The organism is Pseudomonas sp. 203-8 (assembly GCF_020708595.1).
Lineage (GTDB): Bacteria > Pseudomonadota > Gammaproteobacteria > Pseudomonadales > Pseudomonadaceae > Pseudomonas > Pseudomonas aeruginosa.
This window is the reverse complement of sequence record NZ_JAJFDF010000007.1, coordinates 215,166-239,475: the sequence shown is the minus strand read 5'-3', so window position 1 is coordinate 239,475 and position 24,310 is coordinate 215,166. Positions and strand designations below refer to the sequence as shown.

30 protein-coding genes are annotated in these 24,310 nt (G+C 67.1%); 21 read left to right on the top strand and 9 right to left on the bottom strand.

Going from position 1 to position 24,310, the window contains the following annotated elements:
• The first annotated feature begins 30 nt into the window (after positions 1-30).
• The 5 genes from LJF27_RS18035 to LJF27_RS18015 all read left to right on the top strand — a co-directional run bounded on the left by LJF27_RS18035 (position 31) and on the right by LJF27_RS18015 (position 3,327).
• Positions 31-1,182 carry an MFS transporter gene (locus LJF27_RS18035; protein ID WP_023116630.1) on the top strand — a complete coding sequence of 384 codons (1,152 nt, stop codon included), beginning with the start codon at positions 31-33 and terminating at the stop codon, positions 1,180-1,182.
• Positions 1,179-1,796, top strand: a complete 618-nt coding sequence (locus tag LJF27_RS18030) for a methylthioribulose 1-phosphate dehydratase (protein ID WP_003103182.1) — start codon at positions 1,179-1,181, stop codon at positions 1,794-1,796. Before LJF27_RS18035 ends, LJF27_RS18030 begins: the two co-directional genes overlap by 4 nt.
• Positions 1,793-2,338, top strand: a complete 546-nt coding sequence (locus LJF27_RS18025; protein ID WP_003087656.1) for a 1,2-dihydroxy-3-keto-5-methylthiopentene dioxygenase — start codon at positions 1,793-1,795, stop codon at positions 2,336-2,338. The genes LJF27_RS18030 and LJF27_RS18025 overlap by 4 nt, the downstream gene beginning before the upstream one ends.
• Before the next feature lie 71 nt (positions 2,339-2,409).
• Positions 2,410-3,087, top strand: coding sequence for an acireductone synthase (mtnC, locus tag LJF27_RS18020; protein ID WP_003103183.1), 678 nt, complete (start codon positions 2,410-2,412; stop codon positions 3,085-3,087).
• A 48-nt stretch (positions 3,088-3,135) separates the two neighbouring features.
• Positions 3,136-3,327, top strand: coding sequence for a PLDc N-terminal domain-containing protein (locus LJF27_RS18015; protein WP_003103184.1), 192 nt, complete (start codon positions 3,136-3,138; stop codon positions 3,325-3,327).
• A gap of 15 nt (positions 3,328-3,342) precedes the next feature.
• Here LJF27_RS18015 and LJF27_RS18010 read toward each other — a convergent pair whose 3' ends face one another.
• Complete coding sequence (locus LJF27_RS18010) at positions 3,343-4,236, bottom strand: DNA-3-methyladenine glycosylase family protein (protein WP_003449989.1); 894 nt, start codon at positions 4,234-4,236, stop codon at positions 3,343-3,345.
• Between the two features lie 148 nt (positions 4,237-4,384).
• On the opposite strand from LJF27_RS18010, the gene speE reads away from it, so the two are divergent.
• The 3 genes from speE (at position 4,385) to LJF27_RS17995 (ending at position 8,380) form a co-directional block, all read left to right on the top strand.
• Positions 4,385-5,245: a polyamine aminopropyltransferase gene (gene speE, locus LJF27_RS18005; protein WP_003103196.1), complete on the top strand. Its 861-nt coding sequence runs from the start codon at positions 4,385-4,387 to the stop codon at positions 5,243-5,245.
• Between the two features lie 160 nt (positions 5,246-5,405).
• A complete protein-coding gene (locus LJF27_RS18000; RefSeq protein ID WP_003087664.1) occupies positions 5,406-6,275 on the top strand; it encodes a YncE family protein in 870 nt (289 codons plus the stop codon).
• Positions 6,276-6,277: 2 nt separating this feature from the next.
• Positions 6,278-8,380, top strand: a complete 2,103-nt coding sequence (locus tag LJF27_RS17995) for an LTA synthase family protein (protein ID WP_004342847.1) — start codon at positions 6,278-6,280, stop codon at positions 8,378-8,380.
• A 105-nt stretch (positions 8,381-8,485) separates the two neighbouring features.
• Here LJF27_RS17995 and pscU read toward each other — a convergent pair whose 3' ends face one another.
• From pscU to pscN, 8 genes are read right to left on the bottom strand one after another with little or no spacing between them, the layout of a single operon-like run.
• Complete coding sequence (gene pscU / locus LJF27_RS17990) at positions 8,486-9,535, bottom strand: SctU family type III secretion system export apparatus subunit PscU (RefSeq protein ID WP_003103203.1); 1,050 nt, start codon at positions 9,533-9,535, stop codon at positions 8,486-8,488.
• Positions 9,532-10,320, bottom strand: coding sequence for a SctT family type III secretion system export apparatus subunit PscT (gene pscT, locus LJF27_RS17985; protein WP_003103206.1), 789 nt, complete (start codon positions 10,318-10,320; stop codon positions 9,532-9,534). The genes pscU and pscT overlap by 4 nt, the downstream gene beginning before the upstream one ends.
• Positions 10,317-10,583 (bottom strand): SctS family type III secretion system export apparatus subunit PscS, encoded by a 267-nt coding sequence (gene pscS, locus LJF27_RS17980; protein ID WP_003087672.1) that lies wholly within the window; start codon positions 10,581-10,583, stop codon positions 10,317-10,319. Before pscS ends, pscT begins: the two co-directional genes overlap by 4 nt.
• A 2-nt stretch (positions 10,584-10,585) precedes the next feature.
• A complete protein-coding gene (gene pscR, locus LJF27_RS17975; RefSeq protein WP_003087674.1) occupies positions 10,586-11,239 on the bottom strand; it encodes a SctR family type III secretion system export apparatus subunit PscR in 654 nt (217 codons plus the stop codon).
• On the bottom strand, positions 11,236-12,165 hold the full coding sequence (gene pscQ / locus LJF27_RS17970) for a SctQ family type III secretion system cytoplasmic ring protein PscQ (RefSeq protein ID WP_023088396.1): 930 nt from the start codon (positions 12,163-12,165) through the stop codon (positions 11,236-11,238). Before pscQ ends, pscR begins: the two co-directional genes overlap by 4 nt.
• The gene (gene pscP / locus LJF27_RS17965) at positions 12,162-13,253 is read right to left on the bottom strand and encodes a type III secretion system needle length determinant PscP (RefSeq protein ID WP_078465413.1); all 1,092 of its coding nucleotides are present in this window, start codon (positions 13,251-13,253) and stop codon (positions 12,162-12,164) included. The genes pscQ and pscP overlap by 4 nt, the downstream gene beginning before the upstream one ends.
• Positions 13,241-13,717, bottom strand: a complete 477-nt coding sequence (gene pscO / locus LJF27_RS17960) for a type III secretion system central stalk protein PscO (RefSeq protein WP_003087688.1) — start codon at positions 13,715-13,717, stop codon at positions 13,241-13,243. The genes pscP and pscO overlap by 13 nt, the downstream gene beginning before the upstream one ends.
• A complete protein-coding gene (gene pscN / locus LJF27_RS17955; RefSeq protein WP_003122866.1) occupies positions 13,714-15,036 on the bottom strand; it encodes a SctN family type III secretion system ATPase PscN in 1,323 nt (440 codons plus the stop codon). Before pscN ends, pscO begins: the two co-directional genes overlap by 4 nt.
• Before the next feature lie 190 nt (positions 15,037-15,226).
• On the opposite strand from pscN, the gene popN reads away from it, so the two are divergent.
• The 13 genes from popN (at position 15,227) to exsC (ending at position 24,302) form a co-directional block, all read left to right on the top strand.
• Entirely contained in the window at positions 15,227-16,093 is an 867-nt protein-coding gene (gene popN, locus LJF27_RS17950; RefSeq protein ID WP_003087692.1) for a SctW family type III secretion system gatekeeper subunit PopN, read from the top strand.
• Positions 16,074-16,352: an Acr1 family type III secretion system gatekeeper subunit Pcr1 gene (pcr1, locus tag LJF27_RS17945; protein WP_003087693.1), complete on the top strand. Its 279-nt coding sequence runs from the start codon at positions 16,074-16,076 to the stop codon at positions 16,350-16,352. Before popN ends, pcr1 begins: the two co-directional genes overlap by 20 nt.
• Entirely contained in the window at positions 16,339-16,710 is a 372-nt protein-coding gene (gene sycN / locus LJF27_RS17940) for a type III secretion chaperone SycN (protein ID WP_003113546.1), read from the top strand. The genes pcr1 and sycN overlap by 14 nt, the downstream gene beginning before the upstream one ends.
• Positions 16,707-17,072 carry a type III secretion system protein PscX gene (gene pscX, locus LJF27_RS17935; protein WP_023085089.1) on the top strand — a complete coding sequence of 122 codons (366 nt, stop codon included), beginning with the start codon at positions 16,707-16,709 and terminating at the stop codon, positions 17,070-17,072. Before sycN ends, pscX begins: the two co-directional genes overlap by 4 nt.
• Positions 17,073-17,076: 4 nt before the next feature.
• Positions 17,077-17,406: a type III secretion system chaperone PscY gene (gene pscY, locus LJF27_RS17930; RefSeq protein WP_003113547.1), complete on the top strand. Its 330-nt coding sequence runs from the start codon at positions 17,077-17,079 to the stop codon at positions 17,404-17,406.
• Positions 17,403-19,523 (top strand): SctV family type III secretion system export apparatus subunit PcrD, encoded by a 2,121-nt coding sequence (gene pcrD, locus LJF27_RS17925; protein WP_003100792.1) that lies wholly within the window; start codon positions 17,403-17,405, stop codon positions 19,521-19,523. The genes pscY and pcrD overlap by 4 nt, the downstream gene beginning before the upstream one ends.
• On the top strand, positions 19,520-19,954 hold the full coding sequence (gene pcrR / locus LJF27_RS17920; protein ID WP_003100791.1) for an LcrR family type III secretion system chaperone PcrR: 435 nt from the start codon (positions 19,520-19,522) through the stop codon (positions 19,952-19,954). The genes pcrD and pcrR overlap by 4 nt, the downstream gene beginning before the upstream one ends.
• A gap of 27 nt (positions 19,955-19,981) precedes the next feature.
• Positions 19,982-20,278 (top strand): LcrG family type III secretion system chaperone PcrG, encoded by a 297-nt coding sequence (gene pcrG, locus LJF27_RS17915; RefSeq protein WP_003100790.1) that lies wholly within the window; start codon positions 19,982-19,984, stop codon positions 20,276-20,278.
• Between the two features lie 9 nt (positions 20,279-20,287).
• Positions 20,288-21,172 (top strand): type III secretion system needle tip protein PcrV, encoded by an 885-nt coding sequence (gene pcrV, locus LJF27_RS17910; protein WP_003100789.1) that lies wholly within the window; start codon positions 20,288-20,290, stop codon positions 21,170-21,172.
• Positions 21,173-21,180: 8 nt separating this feature from the next.
• Entirely contained in the window at positions 21,181-21,687 is a 507-nt protein-coding gene (pcrH, locus tag LJF27_RS17905; protein WP_023116629.1) for a SycD/LcrH family type III secretion system chaperone PcrH, read from the top strand.
• Entirely contained in the window at positions 21,668-22,840 is a 1,173-nt protein-coding gene (popB, locus tag LJF27_RS17900) for a type III secretion system translocon subunit PopB (RefSeq protein ID WP_004342870.1), read from the top strand. The genes pcrH and popB overlap by 20 nt, the downstream gene beginning before the upstream one ends.
• A gap of 11 nt (positions 22,841-22,851) precedes the next feature.
• Positions 22,852-23,739 carry a type III secretion system translocon subunit PopD gene (popD, locus tag LJF27_RS17895; protein ID WP_003113550.1) on the top strand — a complete coding sequence of 296 codons (888 nt, stop codon included), beginning with the start codon at positions 22,852-22,854 and terminating at the stop codon, positions 23,737-23,739.
• A 125-nt stretch (positions 23,740-23,864) separates the two neighbouring features.
• Positions 23,865-24,302, top strand: a complete 438-nt coding sequence (gene exsC / locus LJF27_RS17890; protein ID WP_003100769.1) for a type III secretion system regulatory chaperone ExsC — start codon at positions 23,865-23,867, stop codon at positions 24,300-24,302.
• Positions 24,303-24,310 lie beyond the last annotated feature (8 nt).

Below are 24,310 nucleotides of genomic sequence, written 5' to 3'. Positions count from 1 at the left end.
CAGCGATGCGGGACGGGTGAACGGCGGATCGTGACCAGCGCGGTTCCCTACTGGCGCCTGTCCAGCTTCTATTTCTTCTATTTCAGCCTGCTCGGCGCCACGGCGCCGTTCCTCGCCCTGTATTTCCATCACCTGGGCTTCCCCAGCCCGCGCATCGGCGAGCTGGTGGCGATTCCCATGCTGATGCGTTGCGTCGCGCCCAACCTGTGGGGCTGGCTGGGCGACCGCAGCGGCCAGCGCCTGACCATCGTGCGCTTCGGCGCGGTATGCACGGCGCTGGGCTTCTCGCTGATCTTCGTCAGCCACAGCTACGCCTGGCTGGCCTTGGTGATGGCGTTGCACGCGTTCTTCTGGCACGCCGTGCTGCCGCAGTTCGAGGTCATCACCCTGGCCCACCTGCGCGAGCGCAGCGCCAGCTACAGCCGGATTCGCCTGTGGGGCTCGATCGGTTTCATCTGCACCGTGGTCGGTCTCGGCGCGCTGTTCGAGCGCCTGAGCCTGGATGTCTACCCGGCGACGCTGCTGGGTATCATGCTCGGCATCGTGCTGTGCAGCTGGTGGGTGCCCAATGCCCAGCCGGCCCATCGCGAACCGCGCGAAGGCGAGGGCGGCTTCCTCGCCCAGTTGCGCCAGCCGGGCGTGCTGGCGTTCTACCTGTGCGTGTGCCTGATGCAGCTGTCCCATGGGCCGTACTACACCTTCCTGACCCTGCACCTGGAATCGCTGGGCTACAGCCGGGCGCTGATCGGTCTGCTCTGGGCGCTGGGGGTGGTCGCCGAGGTCATGTTGTTCCTCGCCATGCCACGCCTGCTGCAACGTTTCAGCCTGCGCCAGGTGCTGGCCGCGAGCTTCCTGCTGGCGTCGCTGCGCTGGCTGCTTCTCGGCAACCTGGCCGACAGCCTGGCGCTGCTGGTCTTTGCCCAGACGCTGCATGCCGCCACCTTCGGCAGTTTTCATGCGGCTGCCATCCATTTCGTGCAGCGTAGCTTCGGCCCGCGCCAGCAGGGCCAGGGCCAGGCCCTGTATGCTGCGCTGGCCGGTACCGGCGGAGCCCTGGGCGCGCTGTATTCCGGCTATAGCTGGAACAGCCTGGGCCCTGCCTGGACCTTCGCCATCGCCAGCCTGGCAGCCTTGCTGGCAGCCGCTATCATCAGTACCCGTTTGCAAGAGGTGCGGGCATGAACGACAACCGTGAACAGCTGACCCAGCAGATCATCGACGCCGGCCGGTTCCTCTACGGCCGCGGCTGGTCGCCGGCAACCAGCAGCAACTACTCCGCGCGCCTGGACGAACAGCGCGCGCTGCTCACCGTCTCGGGCAAGCACAAGGGCCAGTTGGGCTTCGACGACGTGCTGGCCACCGACCTGGCCGGCAACAGCCTGGAACCGGGCAAGAAACCCTCGGCGGAGACCCTCCTGCACACCCAGTTGTATGCCTGGAACCCGGCGATCGGCGCGGTGCTGCATACCCACTCGGTGAATGCCACCGTGCTTTCCCGCCTGGTCCGCGGCGACCGCCTGGTGCTGCAGGACTACGAACTGCAGAAGGCCTTCGCCGGGGTCACCACCCACGAAGGCCAGGTCGAGGTGCCGATCTTCGACAACGACCAGGACATCGCCCGCCTGGCCAGCCGCGTGCAGCCCTGGCTGGAGGCGCATCCGCACTGCCCGGGGTATTTGATCCGCGGCCACGGGCTGTACACTTGGGGCGCGCGCATGAGCGATGCCCTGCGTCAGGTGGAAGCTTTCGAGTTTCTGTTCGAGTGTGAACTGAAAGTACTGAGTCTGAGCCGATGAGCAGCCTTACCGTCTATCACGAGAACCAGCCGGAGCAGCCGCTGAAGCTGCTGACCCATGCCGAGGACATCGCTTCGACCCTGGCCGAGGTCGGTGTCCGTTTCGAACGCTGGGAAGCCGCCGCGCCGATCGCCGCCGGCGCCAGCCAGGACGAGGTGATCGCCGCCTACGCCCACGAGATCGAGCGGCTCAAGCGCGAGCGCGGCTACATCACCGTGGACGTGGTCAGCCTGAACAGCGACCACCCGCAGAAGGCCGAATTGCGCGCCAAGTTCCTCGACGAGCACCGCCATGGCGAAGACGAGGTGCGCTTCTTCGTCGCCGGGCGCGGCCTGTTCGTCCTGCATATCGAGGAGCATGTCTACGCCGTGCTCTGCGAGCGCAACGACCTGATCTCGGTGCCGGCCGGCACCCGCCACTGGTTCGACATGGGCGAGCACCCGCATTTCGTCGCCGTGCGCCTGTTCAACAACCCGGAGGGCTGGGTCGCCCAGTTCACCGGCGACGACATCGCCAGCCGCTTCCCCCTGCTGGAAGACTGAGCGAGGCACCGTCCCATCCGTCACCATCCGCGCCCCCGGTCCTGCCGGGGGCGGTTTCATCCGGAGTCCGCATGACCATCAAAGCCATCCTCACCGACATCGAAGGCACCACCAGCGCGGTCAGCTTCGTTTTCGACGTGCTGTTTCCCTATGCCGCCCGGCACCTGCCGGACTTCGTCCGCGAACACGCCGGAGAGACCGAGGTAGCCGCACAGTTGGCGGCGGTGCGTGCCGAGAGCGGTGAGGCGGACGCCGATGTCGAGCGGGTGATCGCGATCCTCCTGCAATGGATCGCCGAGGACCGCAAGGCGACGCCGCTGAAGGCCCTGCAAGGCATGGTCTGGGCCCAGGGCTACCGCGACGGTCAGTTGAAGGGCCACGTCTACCCGGACGCGGTGCAGGCGCTGCGCGAGTGGAAGGCCCGTGGGCTGGACCTGTACGTCTATTCCTCCGGCTCGATCCAGGCGCAGAAGCTGATCTTCGGCTGTTCCGAGGCCGGCGACCTGGGCTCGCTGTTTTCCGGCTACTTCGACACTACCAGCGGGCCGAAGCGGGAAAGCGCCTCCTATGCGCGGATCGCCGGGGCCATCGGCCTGCCGGCCGCGGAAATCCTTTTCCTTTCCGACGTGGTGCAGGAACTGGATGCCGCGCGCGACGCGGGCATGCGCACGCTCGGCCTGGCCCGCGAAGGCGGCAGCCTGGACGGCCATCCGACGGTGGCCAGCTTCGCCGACATCCTCGTGGAGTGAACGCGCCGGCTATCCTGAGGGAACACTCTTGCTCGGGAGCATCGCGCCATGGGTTCCACCCTCAGCGGGCTGATCAGCCTGGTCATCCTGGCCCTGGATATCTGGGCCATCGTCAACATCCTGAAAAGCGCTGCGGAAACCGGGATGAAGATCATCTGGGTCCTGGTGATCATCGTCCTGCCGGTGCTCGGCCTGATCATCTGGGCCATCGCCGGCCCGCGCGGCAACGTCAGGCTGTAGCCTCCCGCCGCGGCGTTAGCCGCCTGCGGCGTAGTGGTTCCACAGGTGGATCGCGGCGTAGGCGCGCCAAGGCCGCCAGGCCTCGGCGCGGGCCTTCAGGCTGCGCGCATCGATGCCTTGCGGTCCCCAGACCGTGGATTTCAGCAGGCCGAGGTCGGCGGCGGGGAAGGCGTCGGCTTCGCCCATGGCACGCAGGGCTATGTATTCGGCGGTCCAGGGGCCGATGCCGGGCAACGCGCAGAGGCGCTCCACCAGGGCCTCGGGGCCGTCCGCCAGGTCCAGGCTCAGCTCTCCCGAGGCGATCGCCGCGGCGAAGCGTTGCAGCGTCTGTACCCGCTTGCCGGGCATGCCGATGCCGTCGAGGTTGGCTTGCGCCAGCGCGGCGGGCGTCGGGAACAGGTGGCTGATGCCGTCGTAGCCGAGATCTTCCAGCGGCTCGCCGAGGCGCTGGATCAGGCGCCCGGTGATGGTCACCGCGGCCTTCACCGTGACCTGCTGGCCGACGATGGCGCGCACCGCCTGTTCGAAGGGATCGAAGGCCACCGGCAGGCGCAGTCCCGGATTGGCGGCCACCAGCGGGCCGAGCAGGGGATCCCCGGCGAAATGCCGGGCGATGGCGGCCGGGTCGCTGTCCAGGTCGAACATCCGGCGGACCCGTGCCTCGAGTTCGGCGGCCAGGGCATGGGCGGACGGGCTGAGGCTCAGCGCCAGGACCTGGCGTTCCGCCAGCGGTCGCACCTCGAACCAGGCCGGGCGGCCGTTGGCCCGGAAGCTGCGGGCATAGTGGTCGTCACCCAGGCTTTCGACACCGGCGAGCAGGCGCAGGGCGAAATGCTGGTGGAACTGGCGCCATTCCCAGGGTGACTGGTAGGGCAGGTGCAGGACGAGGGGAGAGGTAGGCTGGCTCATGGGCAGACGATACCTGTCCGGCGCAGCCGGCGCCATCCGCCGGCGGGGTTCGACCTGTCATTGCCGCCAGCGTAGAATGCGCGCCTTTCTTCGCGGCGCGGGCAAGTCCCGCTGCCAGATTGCAGCCTTACCAGGGAGATCCCGGCCCATGAGCGATTATCAGGAAACTCTGTACCAGGGCTACGGCCAGCGCTTCAGCATCGACAACATGCTGCATGAGGTGCGCACCGAGCACCAGCACCTGGTGATTTTCGAAAACGCCCGGATGGGCCGGGTGATGGCGCTCGATGGAGTGATCCAGACCACCGAGGCCGACGAGTTCATCTACCACGAGATGCTCACCCACGTGCCGATCCTCGCCCACGGCGCGGCCCGGCGCGTGCTGATCATCGGCGGCGGCGACGGTGGCATGCTGCGCGAGGTGGCCAAGCACAAGAGCGTCGAGCGGATCACCATGGTCGAGATCGACGGCACCGTGGTCGACATGTGCAAGGAGTTCCTGCCCAACCACTCCCAGGGCGCCTTCGACGACCCGCGGCTGAACCTGGTGATCGACGACGGCATGCGCTTCGTGGCTACCACGGAAGAACGCTTCGACGTGATCATCTCCGACTCCACCGACCCGATCGGCCCTGGCGAGGTGCTGTTCTCCGAGAACTTCTACCAGGCCTGCCGGCGCTGCCTGAACGAGGGTGGCATCCTGGTCACCCAGAACGGCACGCCATTCATGCAACTGGAGGAAGTGCGCACCACCGCCGCACGTACCGACGGGCTGTTCGCCGACTGGCATTTCTACCAGGCGGCGGTGCCGACCTATATCGGCGGCGCCATGACCTTCGCCTGGGGTTCGACCCGCGAAGGCCTGCGTCGCCTTCCGCTGGAAACGCTGCGCCAGCGCTTCCGCGACAGCGGCATCGCCACCCGCTACTACAACGCCGATATCCACCTGGGCGCGTTTGCTCTGCCGCAGTACGTGCTGCAGGCCATCGGCAAGCAGGACAACGACTGACGCTTCACCAAGAAGGGCCGCAAGGCCCTTTTTCATGCGTCGCTCCGACATCCCCTGTTACTGCCAGCTAACATTTTTTTCACAATCGATCCGGGAAAATCTGCGCGCTTTTTTCCGTTGCCATGGCTATAAATGGCAGTTTTGTCCTTGAGTGCATCGAATGCTGACCAAACGATTGCGCCAGAGCGGCGTAGTAGTCTCCTGCCTGCTCGGTAGCGTCCTCTTCATCGCCCTGGCCTTCCTCGGCTGGCAGCGTTTCGCCCCGGCAGCCACCGTATCCGGCTGGACCTACCGGGTAGTGCTCGAGGACATTCCCCACGTCAGCGCCCTGGCCCGCGACCCGGACGGCCTGCTCTACGTGAGCCAGGAGTTGCAGGACGGCAAGGGCCTGGTGTTCCGCATCGCCGCCGATGGCAGCCGCGATACGGTGCTCGACGGGCTGTCCAAGCCCGACGGCATGGCCAGCTTCCGCGACGGCATCGCGATCAGCCAGGAGCAGGGCGCCTCGCCGGTGTTCTGGTGGCATGCCCAGCAGGCCCGGCCGCTGTTCGACGGCATCCAGGTGGAGGGCGTCGCCAGCGACGGCCGCTACCTGTACGCCGCCGAGGATCGCGACCTGGACGGGCGGATTCTCCGCTACGACCCGGAGACCGGCGGACTGACGGTACTGCGCGAGGGATTGCAGCGCTCCGAAGGGGTGGCCGCCTGCCCGGACGGAAGCGTCTTCTACACGGAAAAGAAACGTGGCCACGTCATGCGTCTGCATGAGGGGGCCGAGGACGAGGTGGTGCTGAACGGACTGAATGCACCGAGCTTTTTGCTGTGCGACAGCGAAGGCCTGTGGATCACCGAGGACTCGACGCATAACGCGCGAGCCTTGCTGCTGCCGCCCGACGGGCCGCTGCAGGTGATCGTACGGCGCCTGCGTTCCGCACAGTCCCTACTGCCCATCGGGCCCGGCCGCTACCTGCTGGCCGAGCAGGGGCGGGACCGCATTCTCGAAATCGAACGACAGAAGAGCGAATTGTAAACATGGACCAAACGGAAGTCCGAACCACCCAATCGCCCCCACGGCTGTTCCAGCCCACCATCCGCAGCCACCTGGCGTTCACCGCGCTCAGCGCGCTGGTGCTGCTGGTCATGTTCAGCCTGCTGCGCCTGGCCTTGCTGATCTACAACCGCGAACTGATCGGCGCGACCCCGGCGAGCACCTTCCTCGAGGCGTTCGGCAACGGCGTGCGTTTCGACCTGCGGGTCGTCGTCTATGCCGTGGCGCCGCTGGTGCTGTCGTTGTTCGCGGTACGCGCGATGGCCGCTCGCGGCCTGTTCCGTACATGGTTGACGCTGTTCGCCAGCATCACCCTGTTCCTCGGCGTACTCGAACTGGACTTCTACCGCGAGTTCCACCAGCGCCTGAACAGCCTGGTCTTCCAGTACATGTCGGAAGACCCGAAGACCGTCATGAGCATGCTCTGGTACGGCTTCCCGGTGGTCCGCTACCTGCTGGCCTGGGCCTTCGCCACCTGGGTGCTGTACCGGGTGTTCAAGGCCATCGACCTGGCGACCCGCCCGAGCCAGCGCAAGCCGCGCGAAGACAGCGTGATCGCCCGGCCGAGCGCTGCCGCGCCCTGGTACGTGCGCGGCGTGGTGCTGTTCCTCTGCGTGCTGGTCTGCGTCCTCGCCGCCCGCGGCACCCTGCGCCAGGGCCCGCCGCTGCGCTGGGGCGATGCCTTCACCACCGAATCCATGTTCGCCAACCAACTGGGCCTGAACGGCACCCTGACCCTGGTCAAGGCGGCCAAGGAGCGCTTCTCCGAAGACCGCGCGAACATCTGGAAGGCCACCCTGGACGACAAGGTCGCCCTGGAGACCACCCGGCAGATGTTGCTGACCCCCAACGACAAGCTGGTGGACGCCGATGAGGCCGCGGTGCGCCGCGAGTTCACCCCGCCGGCGGCGAATGCCCTGCCGATCCGCAACGTGGTGGTGGTCCTGCTGGAAAGCTTCGCCGGCCACTATGTCGGCGCCCTGGGCGCGCCGGGCAACATCACGCCGTATTTCGACAAGCTGTCGAAGGAAGGCCTGCTGTTCACCCAGTTCTTCTCCAACGGCACCCATACCCACCAGGGCATGTTCGCCACCATGGCCTGCTTCCCCAACCTGCCGGGCTTCGAATACCTGATGCAAACCCCGGAGGGCGGCCACAAGTTCTCCGGCCTGCCGCAGTTGCTCAGCGCCCGCCAGTACGAGGACGTCTACGTCTACAACGGTGATTTCGCCTGGGACAACCAGTCCGGCTTCTTCAGCAACCAGGGCATGACCACCTTCATCGGCCGCAACGACTATGTCGACCCGGTGTTCTCCGATCCGACCTGGGGCGTCTCCGACCAGGACATGTTCGCCCGTGGCAACGAGGAACTGGACAAGCTGGCGAGCACCGGCAAGCCGTTCTATGCGCTGTTGCAGAGCCTCTCCAACCACGTGCCCTATGCGTTGCCGAAGGACCTGCCGGTGGAGCGCGTGACCGGCTACGGTTCGCTCGACGAGCACCTGACCGCCATGCGCTATTCCGACTGGGCGCTGGGCCAGTTCTTCGAGAAGGCGAAGAAGTCGCCGTACTACAAGGACACCCTTTTCGTGGTGGTCGGCGACCATGGCTTCGGCAGCCCCGAGCAGCTCACCGAGATGGACCTGCACCGCTTCAACGTGCCGCTGCTGCTGATCGCCCCCGGCATCCAGGAGAAGTTCGGTACCCACCTGCCGACCGTCGGTACCCAGGTCGACATCGTGCCGACCATCATGGGCCTGCTCGGCGGCGAGACCGTCCACCAGTGCTGGGGCCGCGACCTGCTGAACCTGCCGGAAGGCGACAAGGGCTTCGGCGTGATCAAGCCGTCGGGCAGCGAGCAGAACGTCGCCATCGTCTCCGGCAACCGCATCCTGGTGCGGCCGAAGGACGGTGACGTGCGCGTCTACGATTACCAGCTGGGCGGCGATGCCAAGGCGGTGATCACCAAGGAAGTGCCGGACCAGGCCGAGCTGCAGAAGAAGCTGGAGTCGTTCATCCAGACCGCGACCAAGAGCCTGCTGGAGAATACCGCGGGCGTGGTACACGGGATCCCGGACAAGGACTGACCCGTAGCAAGCATGTGAAAGGGGCCTTCGGGCCCCTTTTTTTCGGCGCCAGGTCGCAGCGTCTTGCGTCGCCGGTGCCGCGGCGGCCGCCCTGCCCGATAGCGATCAGGGCGTATCCGTCTGCTGGCTTTCCAGCCAGCGCAGGACTTCGGCGGTGGCCTGGATCAGGTCCGCCGGTATGTACTGGTCGACATTGCCGTCGCGCAGCAGCGCCCGTGCCAGCGGAATTCGTTGCAGCACCGGGATTCCTTCTTCCTCGGCGATGCGCCGGACCCGCAGGGCCAGGGCGTCGGTGTGCTTCAGGGTGACCAGCGGCAGGGGCGTTTCGCCGCGTCGATAGCGTATGCCGATGGCGACGTGGGTCGGGTTGGCGACGATCACCGAGGAGCGCCGGACATCCGCGCGCAGGTTGCTCGATTGCAGTTCCTGATGGAATTGCCGGCGCTTGCTCTTGATCTCCGGACTGCCCTCCATCTCCTTGTACTCGCGCTTCACCTCGTCCTTGCTCATGCGCAACTGCTTGTAGTGCTGGTGGCGTTCGAAGGCGTAGTCGGCGACGGCAATCGCCAGGAAGCCGACCGCGCAGACCAGCATCAGTTGCCTGAGCATCAGCCCGCTCACCGGTGCCACGCAGTCCAGCCCGCAGGCGGGAATCCGCAGGAGGCTGGCCAGGTTGCCCTGCAAGGTCAACCAGACCAGCAGGGAGAGCAGGGCGACCTTCAGGGTCGACTTGAGGAACTCCACCAGGCTCCGGATCGAGAAGATCTTCTTCGCGCCCTCCACCGGGTTGATCTTCTTCAGGTCCGGTTTGACGCTGTCGAGGCTGAGCAGGAAACCGTACTGGCCGACATGGCTGAGCACCACCACCAGCGCCGCGACCAGCAGGACCGGCGCCAGCAGGTAGAGGAGCTCCTGGAGAAGGTTCTCCAGGATGGTCTCCAGCGCCTGGCGAAACGGCAGGTCGATGTACTCGGCGGGCAGCAGGAGTAGCTTGCCGAGATGCTCCAGGTAGTAGTCGGAAAAGCCCATCAGCAGCGCCACCAGCGACAGGATCAACGCGCTGGAGACAATTTCCTTGCTCTTCACCACCTGGCCTTGCCGGCGGGCGTCGCGCAGCTTCTTCGCCGTGGGCTGCTCGGTCTTCTCGGCGCTCATGGCGTCTCCAGCACGGGACGCAGCAGGCGCAGCGGGTCGACGGCGAGCAGCAGGGCATCGTAGGCGTGCTCCATGAGGATGCCCAGGTAGAGCACCAGCAGCAGGCTGGCCACCAGGCTCTTGATCGGCATGGCGAGGATGAACACGTTCAGCGACGGGGCGAAGCGGCTGACCAGCGCCAGGCCGAACTCGGCGAGGAACATGGCGATCAGCAGCGGCGCGGCGAACAGCGCGCAGAGCATCAGCATCTGCGAGAACTGCGCGTAGAAGAATGCCACCCATTGGCTGCCGAGCTGCGGGAAGAAACTGCTCACCGGCCAACTGGCATAGCTCCTGAACAGCGAGCCGACCAGCGCGAGGAAGGCGCCGCCGGAGAAGAACAGGGTGATCAGCGTCTGCGTCAGCAACAGCCCGGTGGGGCTGGTCTGGCTGCCCAGGCTGGGGTTGAAGGTCGAGGCGAGTGCCGCGCCACGCTGGTTGTCGATGATGAAGCCGGTCGCTTCCATGGCCCAGAAGGGAATGGTGGCGACGAAGCCGATGAGCAGGCCGAGCAGCACTTCCTTGCCGATCAGCAGGGCGATGTCCAGCGCGTCGAGGGCCGGCGGCAGGCTGCCGGCGACGATCGGGTAGGCGAACAGCGCCAGCGAGCAGGCCACGCCGTTGCGCACCAGGCCGCCGCCCAGGGTTTGCTTGGCCAGCACCGGCAGGACCACGAAGCAACTGATGATCCGCGGCAGCAGCAGGCTGTAGGTCAGCAGCAGTTGCTGCAGGTCCTGGACGCTCATCGCACCAGCGGCACCTTCAGCAGGGTCATTTCGGCGAAACGGTACAGCTCGCCGCCCAGCCAGCCGCTGGTGGCGAACAGTACCACCACCACGGCCACCAGCTTGGCGACGAAGCCGAGGGTCTGCTCCTGGATCTGGGTGAGCGCCTGGACCAGCGATACCAGGGTGCCGATCAGGGCCGCGACCAGTACCGGCGGCAGCGACAGGACCAGCACCAGCCACAGGGTCTGGTTGGTGAAGTGGAGGATGTCGGCGCTGCTCATGGTCAGCCTCCGTAGCTGATGACCAGGCCGTGGGTCAGCCGCGCCCAGCCGTCGAGGAGGACGAACAGGAGCAGCTTGAACGGCAGGGAAATGGTCATCGGCGACACCATCATCATGCCCATCGCCAGGAGGATGTTGGAGATGATCAGGTCGATGGCGATGAAGGGCAGGTAGATCAGGAAGCCGATCTCGAAGGCACGGGTCAGTTCGCTGACGGTGAAGGCCGGCAGCAGGATCAGCAGGCTGTCCGGGTCGAGCCGCTCGGCGTATTCGCTGGGCCAGACCTGGCGGGTGCTTTCCATGAAGAAGGTGTGTTCGCGCTCCTGGATCTGCCGCTTGAGGAAGTTCCGGTAGGGCGCCATGCCCTCGTCGAGAAAGCGTTCCACCGATGCCGAGTCGCTCAGGCTGACGTCGTGGTTGCGCAGGTAGTCGCGGGTGGCGAAGCCGACCGGTGCCATCACGTACAGGCTGAGGATGATCGCCAGCCCGTACATCGCCATGTTCGGCGGAATCTGCTGGACGCCCAGGGCGTTGCGCAGCAGCGAGAAGACCACGGTCATCTTGATGAAGGAGGTCGCCATCACCGCGATGAACGGGACCAGCGCGAGCAGGGCCAGGCCGAGGATCAGGCCGAGCTCGTCGGGCAACTGGATCATGCTTCGTCGTGTCCGAACAGGCGGGTTACGCGCACCCCGAGCCGATCCTGGAGCCTGACCAGTTCGCCGATACCGAGGCAGCGCTGGTTGGCGAGGATGCGCACTTCGCCGTCCAGGGCACTGTCGAGATCGAGCAGCGAGCCTGGCTGCAGGGTGGAGAGGGTATGCAGGTCCAGGGTGCGGCGGCCGACCTCGAAGCTGACCGGGATCGGCAGTTGGTCGAGTTCGTGCAGGTCCTCGCCGTCGGCGAGGGAGGGGGTGTCGTGCATGTCGAGCAGTTCCAGTTGCGTGGAGTGGAGTTGGCAGCGCGCCCAGGGGCGTCCTTCGAGAACCCCCAGCAGCGCTGCGTCGGGGCGATGACCGGCAGGCAGCAGCAACAGGTCGCCGGGCTCCAGGGTGCGCAGCTCGCTGGCGTCCAGCGGCAGGCCGGGCCATTGCAGCGACAGGCGCAGCGGTATGGCCAGGCGTTGCGTCGAGGGGCGCGGCGGCAGGCGTGCCAGCAGCGTCGCGGGATCGCCGTCGAGCCAGAGCGCCAGGCGCTGGTCGTCGCGTTCCAGGCTCAGGCGCAGGCCCATCGCAGCGCGTGGTTGCGCCGGGCTCAGGCCGTACCAGACCAGGCCGGGAAAGACGTTGCCTTCGCGCTCCAGCAAGGCCAGTTGCAGGGCCGCCGGCAGGCTGGCGAAGGCTGCCTCCTGCAGGTTCGGCGCGAGCCAGTGGGCCAGTGCCGGAGCCTGGCAGAGAAAGCGCAGGGGCAGGCCGTCCCACGCCAGGCTCAGTTCGAGATCGACGTCGGGGGCGGCCTGGGCGATGTCCAGGCGCGCTTGCAAAGCGTTGCCGACATAGTGGCGACGGCAACGCGCGAGACGTCGCTGGAGATCCAGTTCGGCGCGGCTGGCGAGCGGCAGGTCGAGGTCCGTACCGTTCATTCGGCTTGCCACTCTTCATGCAGGTAGCGACGTTGCCGCGAGCGCTGGCCGCTGTCCTGCTGCTGGTTGAAGGTGAGTTGCACCGGTTGTTCCGGATGCAGCCGTTGCAGGCGTTCGAGCAACTCGCCACGGGCTTGCTGGAGAAACGCCAGGCTGCCGGGGCTGGCACTGATCTCGACCTGCAACTGGCCATGGCCATGCAGGACCTGCACCTCCACGGCGCCGAGCTGGGGCAGTCGCACCTGCAGGCGCGCCGCATGGCTTTCGGCTGCGCTGGCGACCTGGATGCGCCCCTGCACGGCATCGAGCAGGCGCGCGAGATCGGCCAGCGGCAGTGGCCGGCTCCCGCTCGATGCCAGCAGGCGTGCCAGCAGGCGGTCGCCGGGGGTTTGCATGGCAGGCAGTGGCACAGGCGCTTGGTCGTCGGGGGGCAGTGCGGATGGATCGGTTTCTCCGGGTTGCCGACGCTCCTCTCCGCGGCCTTCGCCGCCCGCTGTCGGCGCGGGCGGCGAAGCCTGGACACTGGCCTGCGCCGTGGACGCGACCTCGGCTGCGGTTTTCGCCGGGAAGCCGGGGCCGGGCTGTGGCCGCTCATGCGTCCGACCTGCGATTTGCGGGTGGGAGGACACCGGCACCAGCGGCGGTTCGTCGACCGGAGGCGCCGAAACGCTGGCCGGCTCCCGGCCTTGCGTGGACGCCGCGACGCGCGCGGTGACTGCCGGCGCTTGCCGTGCTACCGATCCGGACGGCGACACTGTTGGCGTTGGCGTTGGCGTTGGCGTTGGCGTTGGCGTTGGCGTTGGCGTTGCGTCCGCGGCAACTGGCATGGGATCCTGCCGAGTGGTCGGCGGCCGGTCGGCGGCAGGCGCCGCGGGCTGGTCGGCGAGAGGCGTCGAGGTCGGCGCGTCGGCTGTCGCGGCGGCCTCCGTCGTTTCGTCGCCCTTGTCGAACGGTGGCCTGGGCGCCGGCGGTCGGTGCGCGGGCAGGGCCTGTTCGAAGGCGATCTGCTGCGCGCGCAGCGGCGGAAGGGGGGCAAGGGTGTCGGACGACACGAGCGGAGCCGTATCCACGGCGTTCAGCTTGAGCATGGCCAGGTCTCGTGGCGGGTGAATTCTTCCAGTTCGCCTTCCTCGCTGCGTTCGCGCAGCCCCTGGCGCTCGGCGTCGACGTGGCGCTCCAGTTCGGCGAACTTCTCCAGTTGCCGCTGGCGTTCCAGCAGCTCTCGCCGGCACTGCCGCAGGCGCTCGCGCTCCCCTTCGAGGCGCTGCGCGGCCTCGGCGCAGTCCTGTTCCAGGCCGGCTTCCTTTTCCCGCAGCAGCCCTACCTGCTGCTGCCAGGCTTCCAGGCGCCGGCGGTCGAGCATGGCCGCCTGGCAGGCGAGAAACAGCCGTTGCTCTTCGGCCAGTCGCCAGTCGCGGTAGTCCCGTTGCGCCGCCTGGCGCTCGGTGTGTTCCTGCGCCGCGGCGCGAACCCGTAGCAATTGGCGGCCCTGGGCGCGCTCGGCCCGGTCCAGGCGCAGGCGTCGGACGCGCAACAGCAGCGCCAGGCTCATGCGCAGAGGCTCCGCAACTGCGCGCAGGCCTGTGCGTAATCGCTGGTTTCGTGGGTACCCTGGCGCAGCCACTGGCGGATCGCCGCGATCTTCTCGATGGCCCGGTCGGCTTCACTGTCCTGGCCTTTCTGGTATTCGCCGATCTTCAGCAGCAACTCGACTTCCTCGTACTTCGCTAGCCATTCGCGCAAGCGTCCGGCCGCATGGCGCTGATCGTCGTCGACGATCTGGTTCATGACCCGGCTCACCGAGTGCAGCACGTCGATGGCCGGATAGTGGTTGGCGGCGGCCAGCTTGCGCGACAGCACGATGTGCCCGTCGAGAATCGAGCGGGTCTCGTCGGCCACCGGCTCGCTCATGTCGTCGCCTTCCACCAGTACGGTGTAGAGCGCGGTGATCGAGCCCCGCTCGGATTGCCCGGCACGCTCCATCAGGCGTGGCAGCGCGGCGAACACCGAGGGCGGGTAGCCGCGGCGGGTGGGCGGTTCACCGGCCGCCAGGCCGATTTCGCGCTGGGCCCTGGCGAAGCGGGTCAGCGAGTCCATCAGCAGCAGGACGCGGCGACCCTGATCGCGGAAATACTCGGCGATGCTGGTGGCGACGAAACCGGCCTTGGCGCGTTCCATCGCCGGTCGGTCGGAGGTGGCGACCACCAGCACCGAGCGGCGCAGCCCCTGTTCGCCGAGGTCGCTTTCGATGAACTCGCGGACTTCGCGACCGCGTTCGCCGACCAGGGCGAGTACCGTCACATCCACCTCGGCATTGCGCACCAGGCTGGCCAGCAGGGTGCTCTTGCCGCCGCCGGCGGCAGCGAAAATGCCCATGCGCTGGCCTTCGCCGCAGGTCAGCAGGCCGTCGATGGCGCGCACACCCAGCGATAGCGGCCGCTCTATCAGGCGCCGGCTCATCGGCGGCGGGGCATCCCGGTAGACCGGATACCAGGCCGCCGGCTCGGCCGGCGGGCTGCCGTCGAAGGGGCGGCCGAGGCCGTCGAGCACCTGCCCGAGCAGGTGCTCGCCGACCGCCACGCGATGCATGCCGCCGGTAGGGCTGACTTCGGTGTTGGAGGAAACCCCGAGCATCTCGCCGAGCGGGGTGAGCAGCGCCTGGTGCTGCTGGAAGCCGATGACCTCGGCGAGCAGCGCCAGGCTCTGGTCGGGATTGCGCAACTGGCAGAGTTCGCCGATGCGCACGCCGGGCACCACGGCCTTGAGCAGGGTTCCGGTGACCTGGGTGACCCGCCCGCGGATCTGGATCGGCCGGCAGCCTTCGATGGCGTGGCGCATCCGGACGATGAGAGGAGAGAGAGGCGCGGGCATGGCGGGTCGGTTCGGCTGGAGTCGGCGCGCACTATAGAGAAAGCCTCGCGCGACGAATTTCAGTGCCAGCCGGGAGTTTTTAGAAATCGGTTGCCGCCGCGGCTAAAAAAAACCGGCCGATATTGGCATCGGCGGCACTGGACCGGTTCCTATACTGCGCCGCCTTTGCAGACCAGGAACCACAGCCACGATGGACATCCTCCAGAGTTCCTCCGCCGCGCCCCTCGCGCCGCGGGAAGCGGCCAACGCCCCCGCGCAGCAGGCCGGCGGCAGCTTCCAGGGCGAGCGCGTCCACTACGTCTCCGTTTCGCAGTCGCTGGCCGATGCCGCGGAAGAGCTGACCTTCGCCTTTTCCGAGCGCGCCGAGAAATCCCTGGCCAAGCGCCGCCTGAGCGACGCCCATGCGCGCCTGAGCGAAGTCCAGGCCATGCTGCAGGAGTACTGGAAGCGCATTCCGGACCTGGAAAGCCAGCAGAAGCTCGAGGCGCTGATCGCCCACCTGGGCAGCGGTCAACTGAGCAGCCTGGCGCAGCTCAGCGCTTACCTGGAGGGCTTCTCCAGCGAGATCAGCCAGCGCTTCCTGGCGCTGTCGCGGGCGCGCGACGTCCTGGCCGGGCGGCCGGAGGCGCGGGCGATGCTGGCGCTGGTCGACCAGGCGTTGCTGCGGATGGCCGACGAGCAGGGCCTGGAGATCGAACTCGGCCTGCGCATCGAGCCGCTGGCCGCCGAGGCTTCCGCCGCCGGTGTCGGCGATATCCAGGCGCTGCGCGATACCTACCGTGACGCAGTACTCGACTACCGGGGCCTGTCGGCGGCCTGGCAGGACATCCAGGCGCGCTTCGCCGCGACGCCGCTGGAGCGGGTCGTGGCCTTCCTGCAGAAAGCCCTGAGCGCCGACCTGGACAGTCAGTCGAGCCGGCTCGATCCGGTGAAGCTGGAGCGGGTCATGAGCGACATGCACAAGCTGCGCGTGCTCGGCGGCCTGGCGGAGCAGGTGGGGGCGCTCTGGCAGGTGCTGGTGACGGGGGAGCGGGGCCATGGCATACGGGCCTTCTGAATTGACCGGCGCAGTCATCGCCTTGCTCGAGAAGCGCTGGGTCGGCGTCGCCGAGGTGCAGGCGTTGCTCGAGCCGTTGCCGCTGGCCGACGTCGCCCGGCAGATCCATTTCTTCCGCGAACTGAAGCGTCTCTACCGCCTGTTGCCGGTCGAAGTGTTCGGCGACGACGAGCAGCGCCAGAATCTTTTGAATGCCTGCCAGATGGCACTCGACCTGGCGATCGAGCGCGAAGAGGAGCAGCAGCATGGACTGGGTTGAGCTGGCCGTCGCGCAGTTCTGCCAGGACCTGCGGGTGAGCGTACCGGCGCCGTTGGCGCGCGTGGTGCAACTGGATTTCGAGGACAGCGGCACCTTGCAGCTGGAACGCCATGGCGAACAGTTGTCGCTCTGGCTGGCCTGTGACCTGGCCTGGCACCAGGCCTATCGCGGCACCCTGCGGGCGTTGCGCCTGTGCCATGCGCGCGCGGCCGGGAGCCTGCCGCTGCGTTGCGCCTGGAGCGGCGAATCGCGCCTGCTGCTGTGCATCACCCTGGAAGCCCGGCAGGTCGGCATGCCGACGCTGCACCAGGCCTTGCAGGCGCTGCGCTCGGCGCGCAGCGAAGTGCTCGCCGCATGAGCCGGGTCGGTGCCTGGCACATCGGCATCGAACGGCTCGACCTGGCGCATGCCGAGCCGTTCGCACCGCCCCTGCCGGAGCGCCATCTGCTGGCGCCCGACGGCCGGCCGGTGGAGACCCACGTCGCCAGCCTGTATCCCGCGCAGCAGGCGCAACAGCGCCTGTTCGACTACGCCCGGCCACAGCTGGAGTTGCACGGCCTGCTGCGCCCCGGCGACTTCCGCCGGGCGCTGCGCGATCTCCGCCTGGCCCTCACGCTGCCCCGCCAGCCGGCCCTGCAGGCCGCGGCCTGCCTGCTCGGCGAGCGCGATGAAGACGAGCGACTGCTGCAAATGGCCCTGAACCTGTTGCACAAGGTATGAATCGATGACGTTGAAACCGACGCAACAGCGCCTGTTGCTGATGCTGGGCTGGTTGCACCTGCAATGCGGCCAGCCGCGACGCGCCCAGGTGTTGCTGGAGGCCTTGCTGAGCGTTGCGCCGGAGCGCCGCGACGGGCGCCGTGCCTTGCTCCTGGCGTTGCTCCAGCAAGGCCTCGGCGAGCCCGCCGTGCGCCTGTGCCGGCAGTTGCAGGAGGATGGCGAGGAGGAGCCCGGTCTGTGGCGTTGCCTGAGCCGTGCCGAACAGCTCGCCGGGCGTCTCGACGCGGCGCGTGCCGCGCACGCCCGGGCGCTGGAGCTGGAGGCGCGGGAATGAACGACCTGAGCGGGCTTCTCGGCCGGGTCGGCGAGCGCAAGGACATCCTGCTGGTGGTGTTGCTGCTGGCGGTGGTGTTCATGATGGTGCTGCCGCTGCCACCGCTGCTGCTGGACATCCTCATCGCCGTCAACATCACCATCTCCGTGGTCCTGCTGATGATGTCGGTGTACATCGGCTCGCCGTTGCAGTTCTCGGTGTTCCCGGCGGTGCTGCTGATCACCACGCTGTTCCGCCTGGCGCTGTCGGTGAGCACCACACGGATGATCCTGCTGCAGGCCGACGCGGGGCAGATCGTCAACACCTTCGGCAGCTTCGTGGTCGGCGGCAACCTGGTGGTGGGCATCATCATCTTCCTGATCATCACCATCGTGCAGTTCCTGGTGATCACCAAGGGTGCCGAGCGGGTCGCCGAGGTCAGCGCGCGCTTTTCCCTGGATGCCATGCCGGGCAAGCAGATGAGCATCGACGGCGACATGCGTGCTGGCGTGATCGATGTCAACGAGGCGCGGGCGCGGCGCGCGGTGATCGAAAAGGAAAGCCAGATGTTCGGCTCCATGGACGGCGCGATGAAGTTCGTCAAGGGCGACGCCATCGCCGGGCTGATCATCATCGTCGTCAACATCCTCGGCGGCATCGCCATCGGCGTCACGCAGAAGGGCCTGAGCACCGCCGACGCGCTGCAACTGTACGCGGTGCTGACCGTCGGCGATGGCATGGTCTCGCAGGTGCCGGCGTTGCTGATCGCCATCACCGCCGGGATCATCGTCACCCGGGTGTCTTCCGACGAATCGGCGGACCTCGGCAGCGACATCGGCGAACAGGTGGTGGCGCAGCCCAAGGCGCTGCTGATCGGCGGCCTGTTGCTGGTGCTGTTCGGCCTGATTCCCGGTTTCCCGACCCTGACCTTCCTGGCTCTCGCGCTGCTGGTTGGCGGCGGCGGCTACTTCATGCTCTGGCGCCAGCGGGCCCAGGCCAGCGCCGGTTCCCGCGACCTGCCGGCGCTGCTCGCGCAGGGCGCCGGAGCGCCATCGGCCAAGGCGCGTGGCAAGGCTGGCGGCGGCAAGCCGAAGGCCGGGCGTCTCGCCGAGCAGGAAGAATTCGCCCTCACCGTGCCGTTGCTGATCGACGTCGATGCCAGCCTCCAGGAACGTCTCGAGGCGATGTCGCTGAACGAGGAGCTGGTGCGGGTACGACGCGCGTTGTATCTGGATTTCGGCGTGCCGTTCCCGGGTATCCACTTGCGCTTCAACGAAGCGATGGGCGATGGCGAATACCTGGTGCAGCTACAGGAGGTCCCGGTCGCGCGCGGATGCCTGCGGCCGGGCTGGTTGCTGGTGCGCGAACGCGCCGCGCAGCTGGAATTGCTCGCGGTCCCCCACGAGCCGGCAGAGCTGCAGGTGCCGGGAGAAGAGGCGAGCTGGGTGGAGCAGGCGCATCAGGATCGCCTGGAGCGTTCCGGCTGTGCCTGCCTGGGCCTGGAGCAGGTGCTCACCTGGCACCTGTCCCATGTGCTGCGGGAGTACGCCGAGGATTTCATCGGCATCCAGGAGACGCGCTACCTGCTGGAGCAGATGGAGCAGGGTTACGGCGAGCTGGTGAAGGAGGCGCAGCGGATCGTTCCCCTGCAGCGGATGACCGAGATTCTCCAGCGCCTGGTCGGCGAGGACATCTCGATCCGCAACATGCGGGCGATCCTCGAGGCGATGGTGGAGTGGGGGCAGAAGGAGAAGGACGTGGTGCAGCTCACCGAGTACATCCGCAGCAGCCTCAAGCGCTACATCTGCTACAAGTACTCCAGCGGCAACAATATCCTTCCCGCCTATCTGCTGGACCAGGCGGTGGAGGAGCAGATCCGCGGTGGCATCCGCCAGACCAGCGCCGGCAGCTACCTGGCCCTCGACCCGGCGATAACCCAGGCCTTCCTCGAGCGCGTGCGGCAGACCGTCGGCGATCTCGCGCAGATGCAGAACCGGCCGGTGCTGATCGTTTCCATGGATATCCGCCGCTACGTGCGCAAGCTGGTGGAGAGCGACTATGCCGGGCTGCCGGTGCTGTCCTACCAGGAGCTGACCCAGCAGATCAACATCCAGCCGCTTGGCAGGATCGTGTTGTGAGCGCCGATCCGCTGATTCCCTGGTTTCTCGCCCGCGGCCTGGCGGTGCGTCCGCATTGCCTGCGCGACACCTCGATCGCGCTCGGCTGGCAGGTCCTGGCCCATGGCTGCGAACTGGCCTGGCGCTGCGACGGCGAGCGGGTCTGGATCGTGATGTTGCGTCGGCGGCAGGCGCGCAGCGGATTGGCCAATCCATTCGCCGCGCTGTACCTGCTGGCGGAGGCCACGCTCGATACGCTGGGGCCGCGCCAGCGTCTCTACGGCAAGGTCCTGGCGCTGGCCGGCAGCCCACTGCCTGGCGAGCGCATGGCGCGCTTCTATCGCCGCTGGACCGGCGCCGCCGAGCCCGCCGACGGCTGGTTCGAGCTGGAGGCCGGGCGGGTGGTGACGCAGCGAAGCCTGCGAAAACGACAAAAACCCGACCGTGCCTGACAGGCTCCGGCAACGTCGATCCCTACCATGGGCGACATGAACGAATACACCGAAGACACCCTGCGGGCGACCGTCCAGGCCGCCGAACTGGCGATTCGCGACAGCGAGGAACGCGGCCGCCTGCTGGCGGAAATGTGGCAAGGCCTGGGGCTTGCCGCGGACGCCGGCGAGCTGCTGTTCCAGGCGCCGGAGCGAGAGCTGGCGCGAGCCGCCGAAGAGGAGCTGCTGGCCGAACTGCGGCGCATGCGCAGTTCCCAGCCGACGCAGGGCGAGCAGGGTACCCGGCCGCGGCGTCCGACGCCGATGCGTGGCTTGTTGATCTGAGAAATCACGATGGAAGTCAGAAACCTTAATGCCGCTCGCGAGCTGTTCCTGGACGAGCTCCTGGCCGCGTCGGCGGCGCCTGCCAGTGCCGAGCAGGAGGAACTGCTGGCCCTGTTGCGCAGCGAGCGGATCGTGCTGGCCCACGCCGGCCAGCCGCTGAGCGAGGCGCAAGTGCTCAAGGCGCTCGCCTGGTTGCTCGCGGCCAATCCGTCCGCGCCTCCGGGGCAGGGCCTCGAGGTACTCCGCGAAGTCCTGCAGGCACGTCGGCAGCCCGGTGCGCAGTGGGATCTGCGCGAGTTCCTGGTGTCGGCCTATTTCAGCCTGCACGGGCGTCTCGACGAGGATGTCATCGGTGTCTACAAGGATGTCCTGCAGACCCAGGACGGCAAGCGCAAGGCGCTGCTCGACGAGCTCAAGGCGCTGACCGCGGAGTTGAAGGTCTACAGCGTGATCCAGTCGCAGATCAACGCCGCGCTGTCGGCCAAGCAGGGCATCAGGATCGACGCTGGCGGTATCGATCTGGTCGACCCCACGCTATATGGCTATGCCGTCGGCGATCCCAGGTGGAAGGACAGCCCCGAGTATGCGCTGCTGAGCAATCTGGATACCTTCAGCGGCAAGCTGTCGATCAAGGATTTTCTCAGCGGCTCGCCGAAGCAGAGCGGGGAACTCAAGGGCCTCAGCGATGAGTACCCCTTCGAGAAGGACAACAACCCGGTCGGCAATTTCGCCACCACGGTGAGCGACCGCTCGCGTCCGCTGAACGACAAGGTCAACGAGAAGACCACCCTGCTCAACGACACCAGCTCCCGCTACAACTCGGCGGTCGAGGCGCTCAACCGCTTCATCCAGAAATACGACAGCGTCCTGCGCGACATTCTCAGCGCGATCTAGAGGTATCCATGAACCAGCAAGCGACCCCTTCCGACACCGACCAGCAACAGGCGCTGGAGGCCTTCCTGCGCGACGGCGGCACCCTGGCGATGCTTCGCGGACTCAGCGAGGACACCCTGGAGCAGCTCTATGCGCTGGGCTTCAACCAGTACCAGGCGGGCAAGTGGGACGACGCGCAGAAGATCTTCCAGGCACTGTGCATGCTCGACCACTACGACGCCCGCTACTTTCTCGGCCTGGGCGCCTGCCGCCAGTCCCTCGGTCTCTATGAACAGGCCCTGCAGAGCTACAGCTACGGCGCGCTGATGGACATCAACGAGCCGCGCTTTCCCTTCCATGCCGCCGAGTGCCACCTGCAACTGGGTGATCTCGACGGAGCCGAGAGTGGCTTCTACTCGGCCCGGGTCCTGGCCGCGGCACAGCCGGCGCACGAGGCCCTGGCCGCGCGTGCCGGCGCCATGTTGGAAGCCGTAACCGCGAGAAAGGATCGAGCATATGAATCCGATAACGCTTGAACGCGCCGGACTGCCCTACGGGGTGGCCGACGCCGGGGATATCCCGGCGCTCGGCAGGCCGGTCGCGAGGGATGTCGAGAGTCTGCGGGTGGAGCGCCTGGCGGCGCCGGCCGCGGCTTCCGCGAGCGGCACGGGGGTGGCGCTGACGCCGCCGTCCGCAGCCAGCCAGCAGCGCCTGGAGGTCGCCAATCGTGCGGAGATCGCCAGCCTGGTGCAGGCAGTGGGCGAGGATGTCGGACTGGCGCGGCAGGTTGTGCTGGCCGGCGCTTCGACGCTGTTGTCCGCCGGCCTGATGTCGCCGCAGGCGTTCGAGATCGAGCTGGCGAAAATCACCGGCGAAGTCGAGAACCAGCAGAAGAAACTCAAGCTGACCGAAATCGAGCAGGCGCGAAAGCAGAACCTGCAGAAGATGGAGGACAACCAGCAGAAGATCAGGGAATCGGAAGAAGCCGCGAAAGAAGCCCAGAAGTCCGGTCTGGCAGCCAAAATCTTTGGTTGGATCAGTGCAATAGCTTCGATCATCGTCGGCGCAATCATGGTGGCAACCGGCGTCGGCGCGGCCGCGGGTGCACTGATGATCGCGGGCGGTGTCATGGGAGTGGTCTCCCAGTCGGTACAGCAGGCAGCCGCGGACGGATTGATCAGCAAGGAAGTGATGGAAAAGCTCGGCCCGGCACTGATGGGTATCGAGATCGCCGTCGCGCTGCTGGCGGCGGTGGTCAGCTTCGGCGGCTCAGCGGTCGGCGGGCTGGCCAGGCTGGGCGCGAAGATCGGCGGCAAGGCGGCCGAGATGACCGCCAGCCTGGCGAGCAAGGTCGCCGACCTGGGCGGCAAGTTCGGCAGTTTGGCCGGCCAATCGCTGTCGCACTCGCTGAAACTCGGCGTGCAGGTTTCCGACCTGACCCTGGACGTCGCCAACGGCGCGGCCCAGGCCACTCATTCGGGATTCCAGGCGAAGGCCGCGAACCGCCAGGCCGACGTGCAGGAATCGCGTGCCGACCTGACCACCCTGCAGGGCGTGATCGAGCGCCTGAAGGAAGAGCTGAGCCGCATGCTGGAAGCATTCCAGGAAATCATGGAGCGGATCTTCGCCATGCTCCAGGCCAAGGGTGAAACCCTGCACAACCTGTCCAGCCGACCGGCAGCGATCTGAGGAGACGTCACATGATCGACACGCAATATTCCCTGGCGGCTACCCAGGCCGCGATCCCCTCCGAGCCGATCGCTCCCGGCGCCGCCGGGCGTTCCGTCGGCACGCCGCAAGCGGCTGCGGACCTGCCGCAGGTGCCGGCCGCGCGGGCCGATCGGGTCGAACTGAACGCTCCGCGCCAGGTGCTCGACCCGGTGCGCATGGAAGCGGCCGGCAGCGAGCTGGACAGCAGCGTCGAGCTTCTGCTGATTCTCTTCCGCATCGCGCAGAAAGCGCGCGAGCTGGGCGTGCTCCAGCGCGACAACGAGAACCAGTCGATCATCCACGCGCAGAAGGCGCAGGTGGACGAGATGCGCAGCGGCGCCACGCTGATGATCGCCATGGCGGTGATCGCTGGCGTCGGCGCATTGGCCTCGGCGGTGGTCGGCAGCCTCGGCGCGTTGAAGAACGGCAAGGCCATCAGTCAGGAGAAGACCCTGCAGAAGAACATCGATGGGCGCAACGAACTGATCGACGCGAAGATGCAGGCGCTTGGCAAGACCTCCGACGAGGATCGCAAGATCGTCGGCAAGGTCTGGGCGGCGGACCAGGTGCAGGACAGTGTGGCGTTGCGTGCGGCGGGCCGTGCCTTCGAGAGCCGCAACGGCGCCCTGCAGGTGGCCAACACGGTGATCCAGTCCTTCGTCCAGATGGCCAACGCCTCGGTCCAGGTGCGCCAGGGCGAATCGCAGGCGAGCGCCCGGGAAGGAGAGGTCAACGCCACCATCGGGCAGAGCCAGAAGCAGAAGGTCGAGGACCAGATGAGCTTCGATGCCGGCTTCATGAAGGACGTCCTGCAGCTCATCCAGCAGTACACCCAGAGCCATAACCAGGCCTGGCGTGCGGCGGCCGGAGTGGTCTGAGCCGTCTCCGCGCGGGAGGAAAAGGCCACAGCGATGTGGCTTTTTTCTTAAAAGAAAAGTCTCTCAGTGACAAAAGCGATGCATAGCCCGGTGCTAGCATGCGCTGAGCTTTAGGAGGCGCCCCCATGGATTTAACGAGCAAGGTCAACCGACTGCTTGCCGAGTTCGCAGGCCGTATCGGTTTGCCTTCCCTGTCCCTCGACGAGGAGGGCATGGCGAGCCTGCTGTTCGACGAACAGGTGGGCGTCACCCTGTTGCTGCTCGCCGAGCGCGAGCGTCTGTTGCTGGAGGCCGATGTGGCGGGCATCGATGTGCTGGGCGAGGGGATCTTTCGCCAGCTCGCCAGCTTCAACCGCCATTGGCACCGTTTCGATCTGCATTTCGGCTTCGACGAGCTGACCGGCAAGGTCCAGTTGTATGCGCAGATTCTCGCAGCGCAACTGACCCTCGAATGCTTCGAGGCGACCTTGGCCAATCTGCTCGATCACGCCGAGTTCTGGCAGCGCCTGCTGCCGTGCGACAGTGATCGCGAGGCGGTCGCTGCGGTCGGCATGAGGGTTTGAGCGGCCCC

Coding starts and splice junctions, on each gene's coding strand:
- LJF27_RS18030 (WP_003103182.1), top strand. CDS start 1,179: ATGAACGACAACCGTGAACAGCTGACCCAGCAGATCATCGACGCCGGC.
- LJF27_RS18025 (WP_003087656.1), top strand. CDS start 1,793: ATGAGCAGCCTTACCGTCTATCACGAGAACCAGCCGGAGCAGCCGCTG.
- mtnC (WP_003103183.1), top strand. CDS start 2,410: ATGACCATCAAAGCCATCCTCACCGACATCGAAGGCACCACCAGCGCG.
- LJF27_RS18015 (WP_003103184.1), top strand. CDS start 3,136: ATGGGTTCCACCCTCAGCGGGCTGATCAGCCTGGTCATCCTGGCCCTG.
- LJF27_RS18010 (WP_003449989.1), bottom strand. CDS start 4,236: ATGAGCCAGCCTACCTCTCCCCTCGTCCTGCACCTGCCCTACCAGTCA.
- speE (WP_003103196.1), top strand. CDS start 4,385: ATGAGCGATTATCAGGAAACTCTGTACCAGGGCTACGGCCAGCGCTTC.
- LJF27_RS18000 (WP_003087664.1), top strand. CDS start 5,406: ATGCTGACCAAACGATTGCGCCAGAGCGGCGTAGTAGTCTCCTGCCTG.
- LJF27_RS17995 (WP_004342847.1), top strand. CDS start 6,278: ATGGACCAAACGGAAGTCCGAACCACCCAATCGCCCCCACGGCTGTTC.
- pscU (WP_003103203.1), bottom strand. CDS start 9,535: ATGAGCGCCGAGAAGACCGAGCAGCCCACGGCGAAGAAGCTGCGCGAC.
- pscT (WP_003103206.1), bottom strand. CDS start 10,320: ATGAGCGTCCAGGACCTGCAGCAACTGCTGCTGACCTACAGCCTGCTG.
- pscS (WP_003087672.1), bottom strand. CDS start 10,583: ATGAGCAGCGCCGACATCCTCCACTTCACCAACCAGACCCTGTGGCTG.
- pscR (WP_003087674.1), bottom strand. CDS start 11,239: ATGATCCAGTTGCCCGACGAGCTCGGCCTGATCCTCGGCCTGGCCCTG.
- pscQ (WP_023088396.1), bottom strand. CDS start 12,165: ATGAACGGTACGGACCTCGACCTGCCGCTCGCCAGCCGCGCCGAACTG.
- pscP (WP_078465413.1), bottom strand. CDS start 13,253: ATGCTCAAGCTGAACGCCGTGGATACGGCTCCGCTCGTGTCGTCCGAC.
- pscO (WP_003087688.1), bottom strand. CDS start 13,717: ATGAGCCTGGCGCTGCTGTTGCGCGTCCGACGCCTGCGCCTGGACCGG.
- pscN (WP_003122866.1), bottom strand. CDS start 15,036: ATGCCCGCGCCTCTCTCTCCTCTCATCGTCCGGATGCGCCACGCCATC.
- popN (WP_003087692.1), top strand. CDS start 15,227: ATGGACATCCTCCAGAGTTCCTCCGCCGCGCCCCTCGCGCCGCGGGAA.
- pcr1 (WP_003087693.1), top strand. CDS start 16,074: ATGGCATACGGGCCTTCTGAATTGACCGGCGCAGTCATCGCCTTGCTC.
- sycN (WP_003113546.1), top strand. CDS start 16,339: ATGGACTGGGTTGAGCTGGCCGTCGCGCAGTTCTGCCAGGACCTGCGG.
- pscX (WP_023085089.1), top strand. CDS start 16,707: ATGAGCCGGGTCGGTGCCTGGCACATCGGCATCGAACGGCTCGACCTG.
- pscY (WP_003113547.1), top strand. CDS start 17,077: ATGACGTTGAAACCGACGCAACAGCGCCTGTTGCTGATGCTGGGCTGG.
- pcrD (WP_003100792.1), top strand. CDS start 17,403: ATGAACGACCTGAGCGGGCTTCTCGGCCGGGTCGGCGAGCGCAAGGAC.
- pcrG (WP_003100790.1), top strand. CDS start 19,982: ATGGGCGACATGAACGAATACACCGAAGACACCCTGCGGGCGACCGTC.
- pcrV (WP_003100789.1), top strand. CDS start 20,288: ATGGAAGTCAGAAACCTTAATGCCGCTCGCGAGCTGTTCCTGGACGAG.
- pcrH (WP_023116629.1), top strand. CDS start 21,181: ATGAACCAGCAAGCGACCCCTTCCGACACCGACCAGCAACAGGCGCTG.
- popB (WP_004342870.1), top strand. CDS start 21,668: ATGAATCCGATAACGCTTGAACGCGCCGGACTGCCCTACGGGGTGGCC.
- popD (WP_003113550.1), top strand. CDS start 22,852: ATGATCGACACGCAATATTCCCTGGCGGCTACCCAGGCCGCGATCCCC.
- exsC (WP_003100769.1), top strand. CDS start 23,865: ATGGATTTAACGAGCAAGGTCAACCGACTGCTTGCCGAGTTCGCAGGC.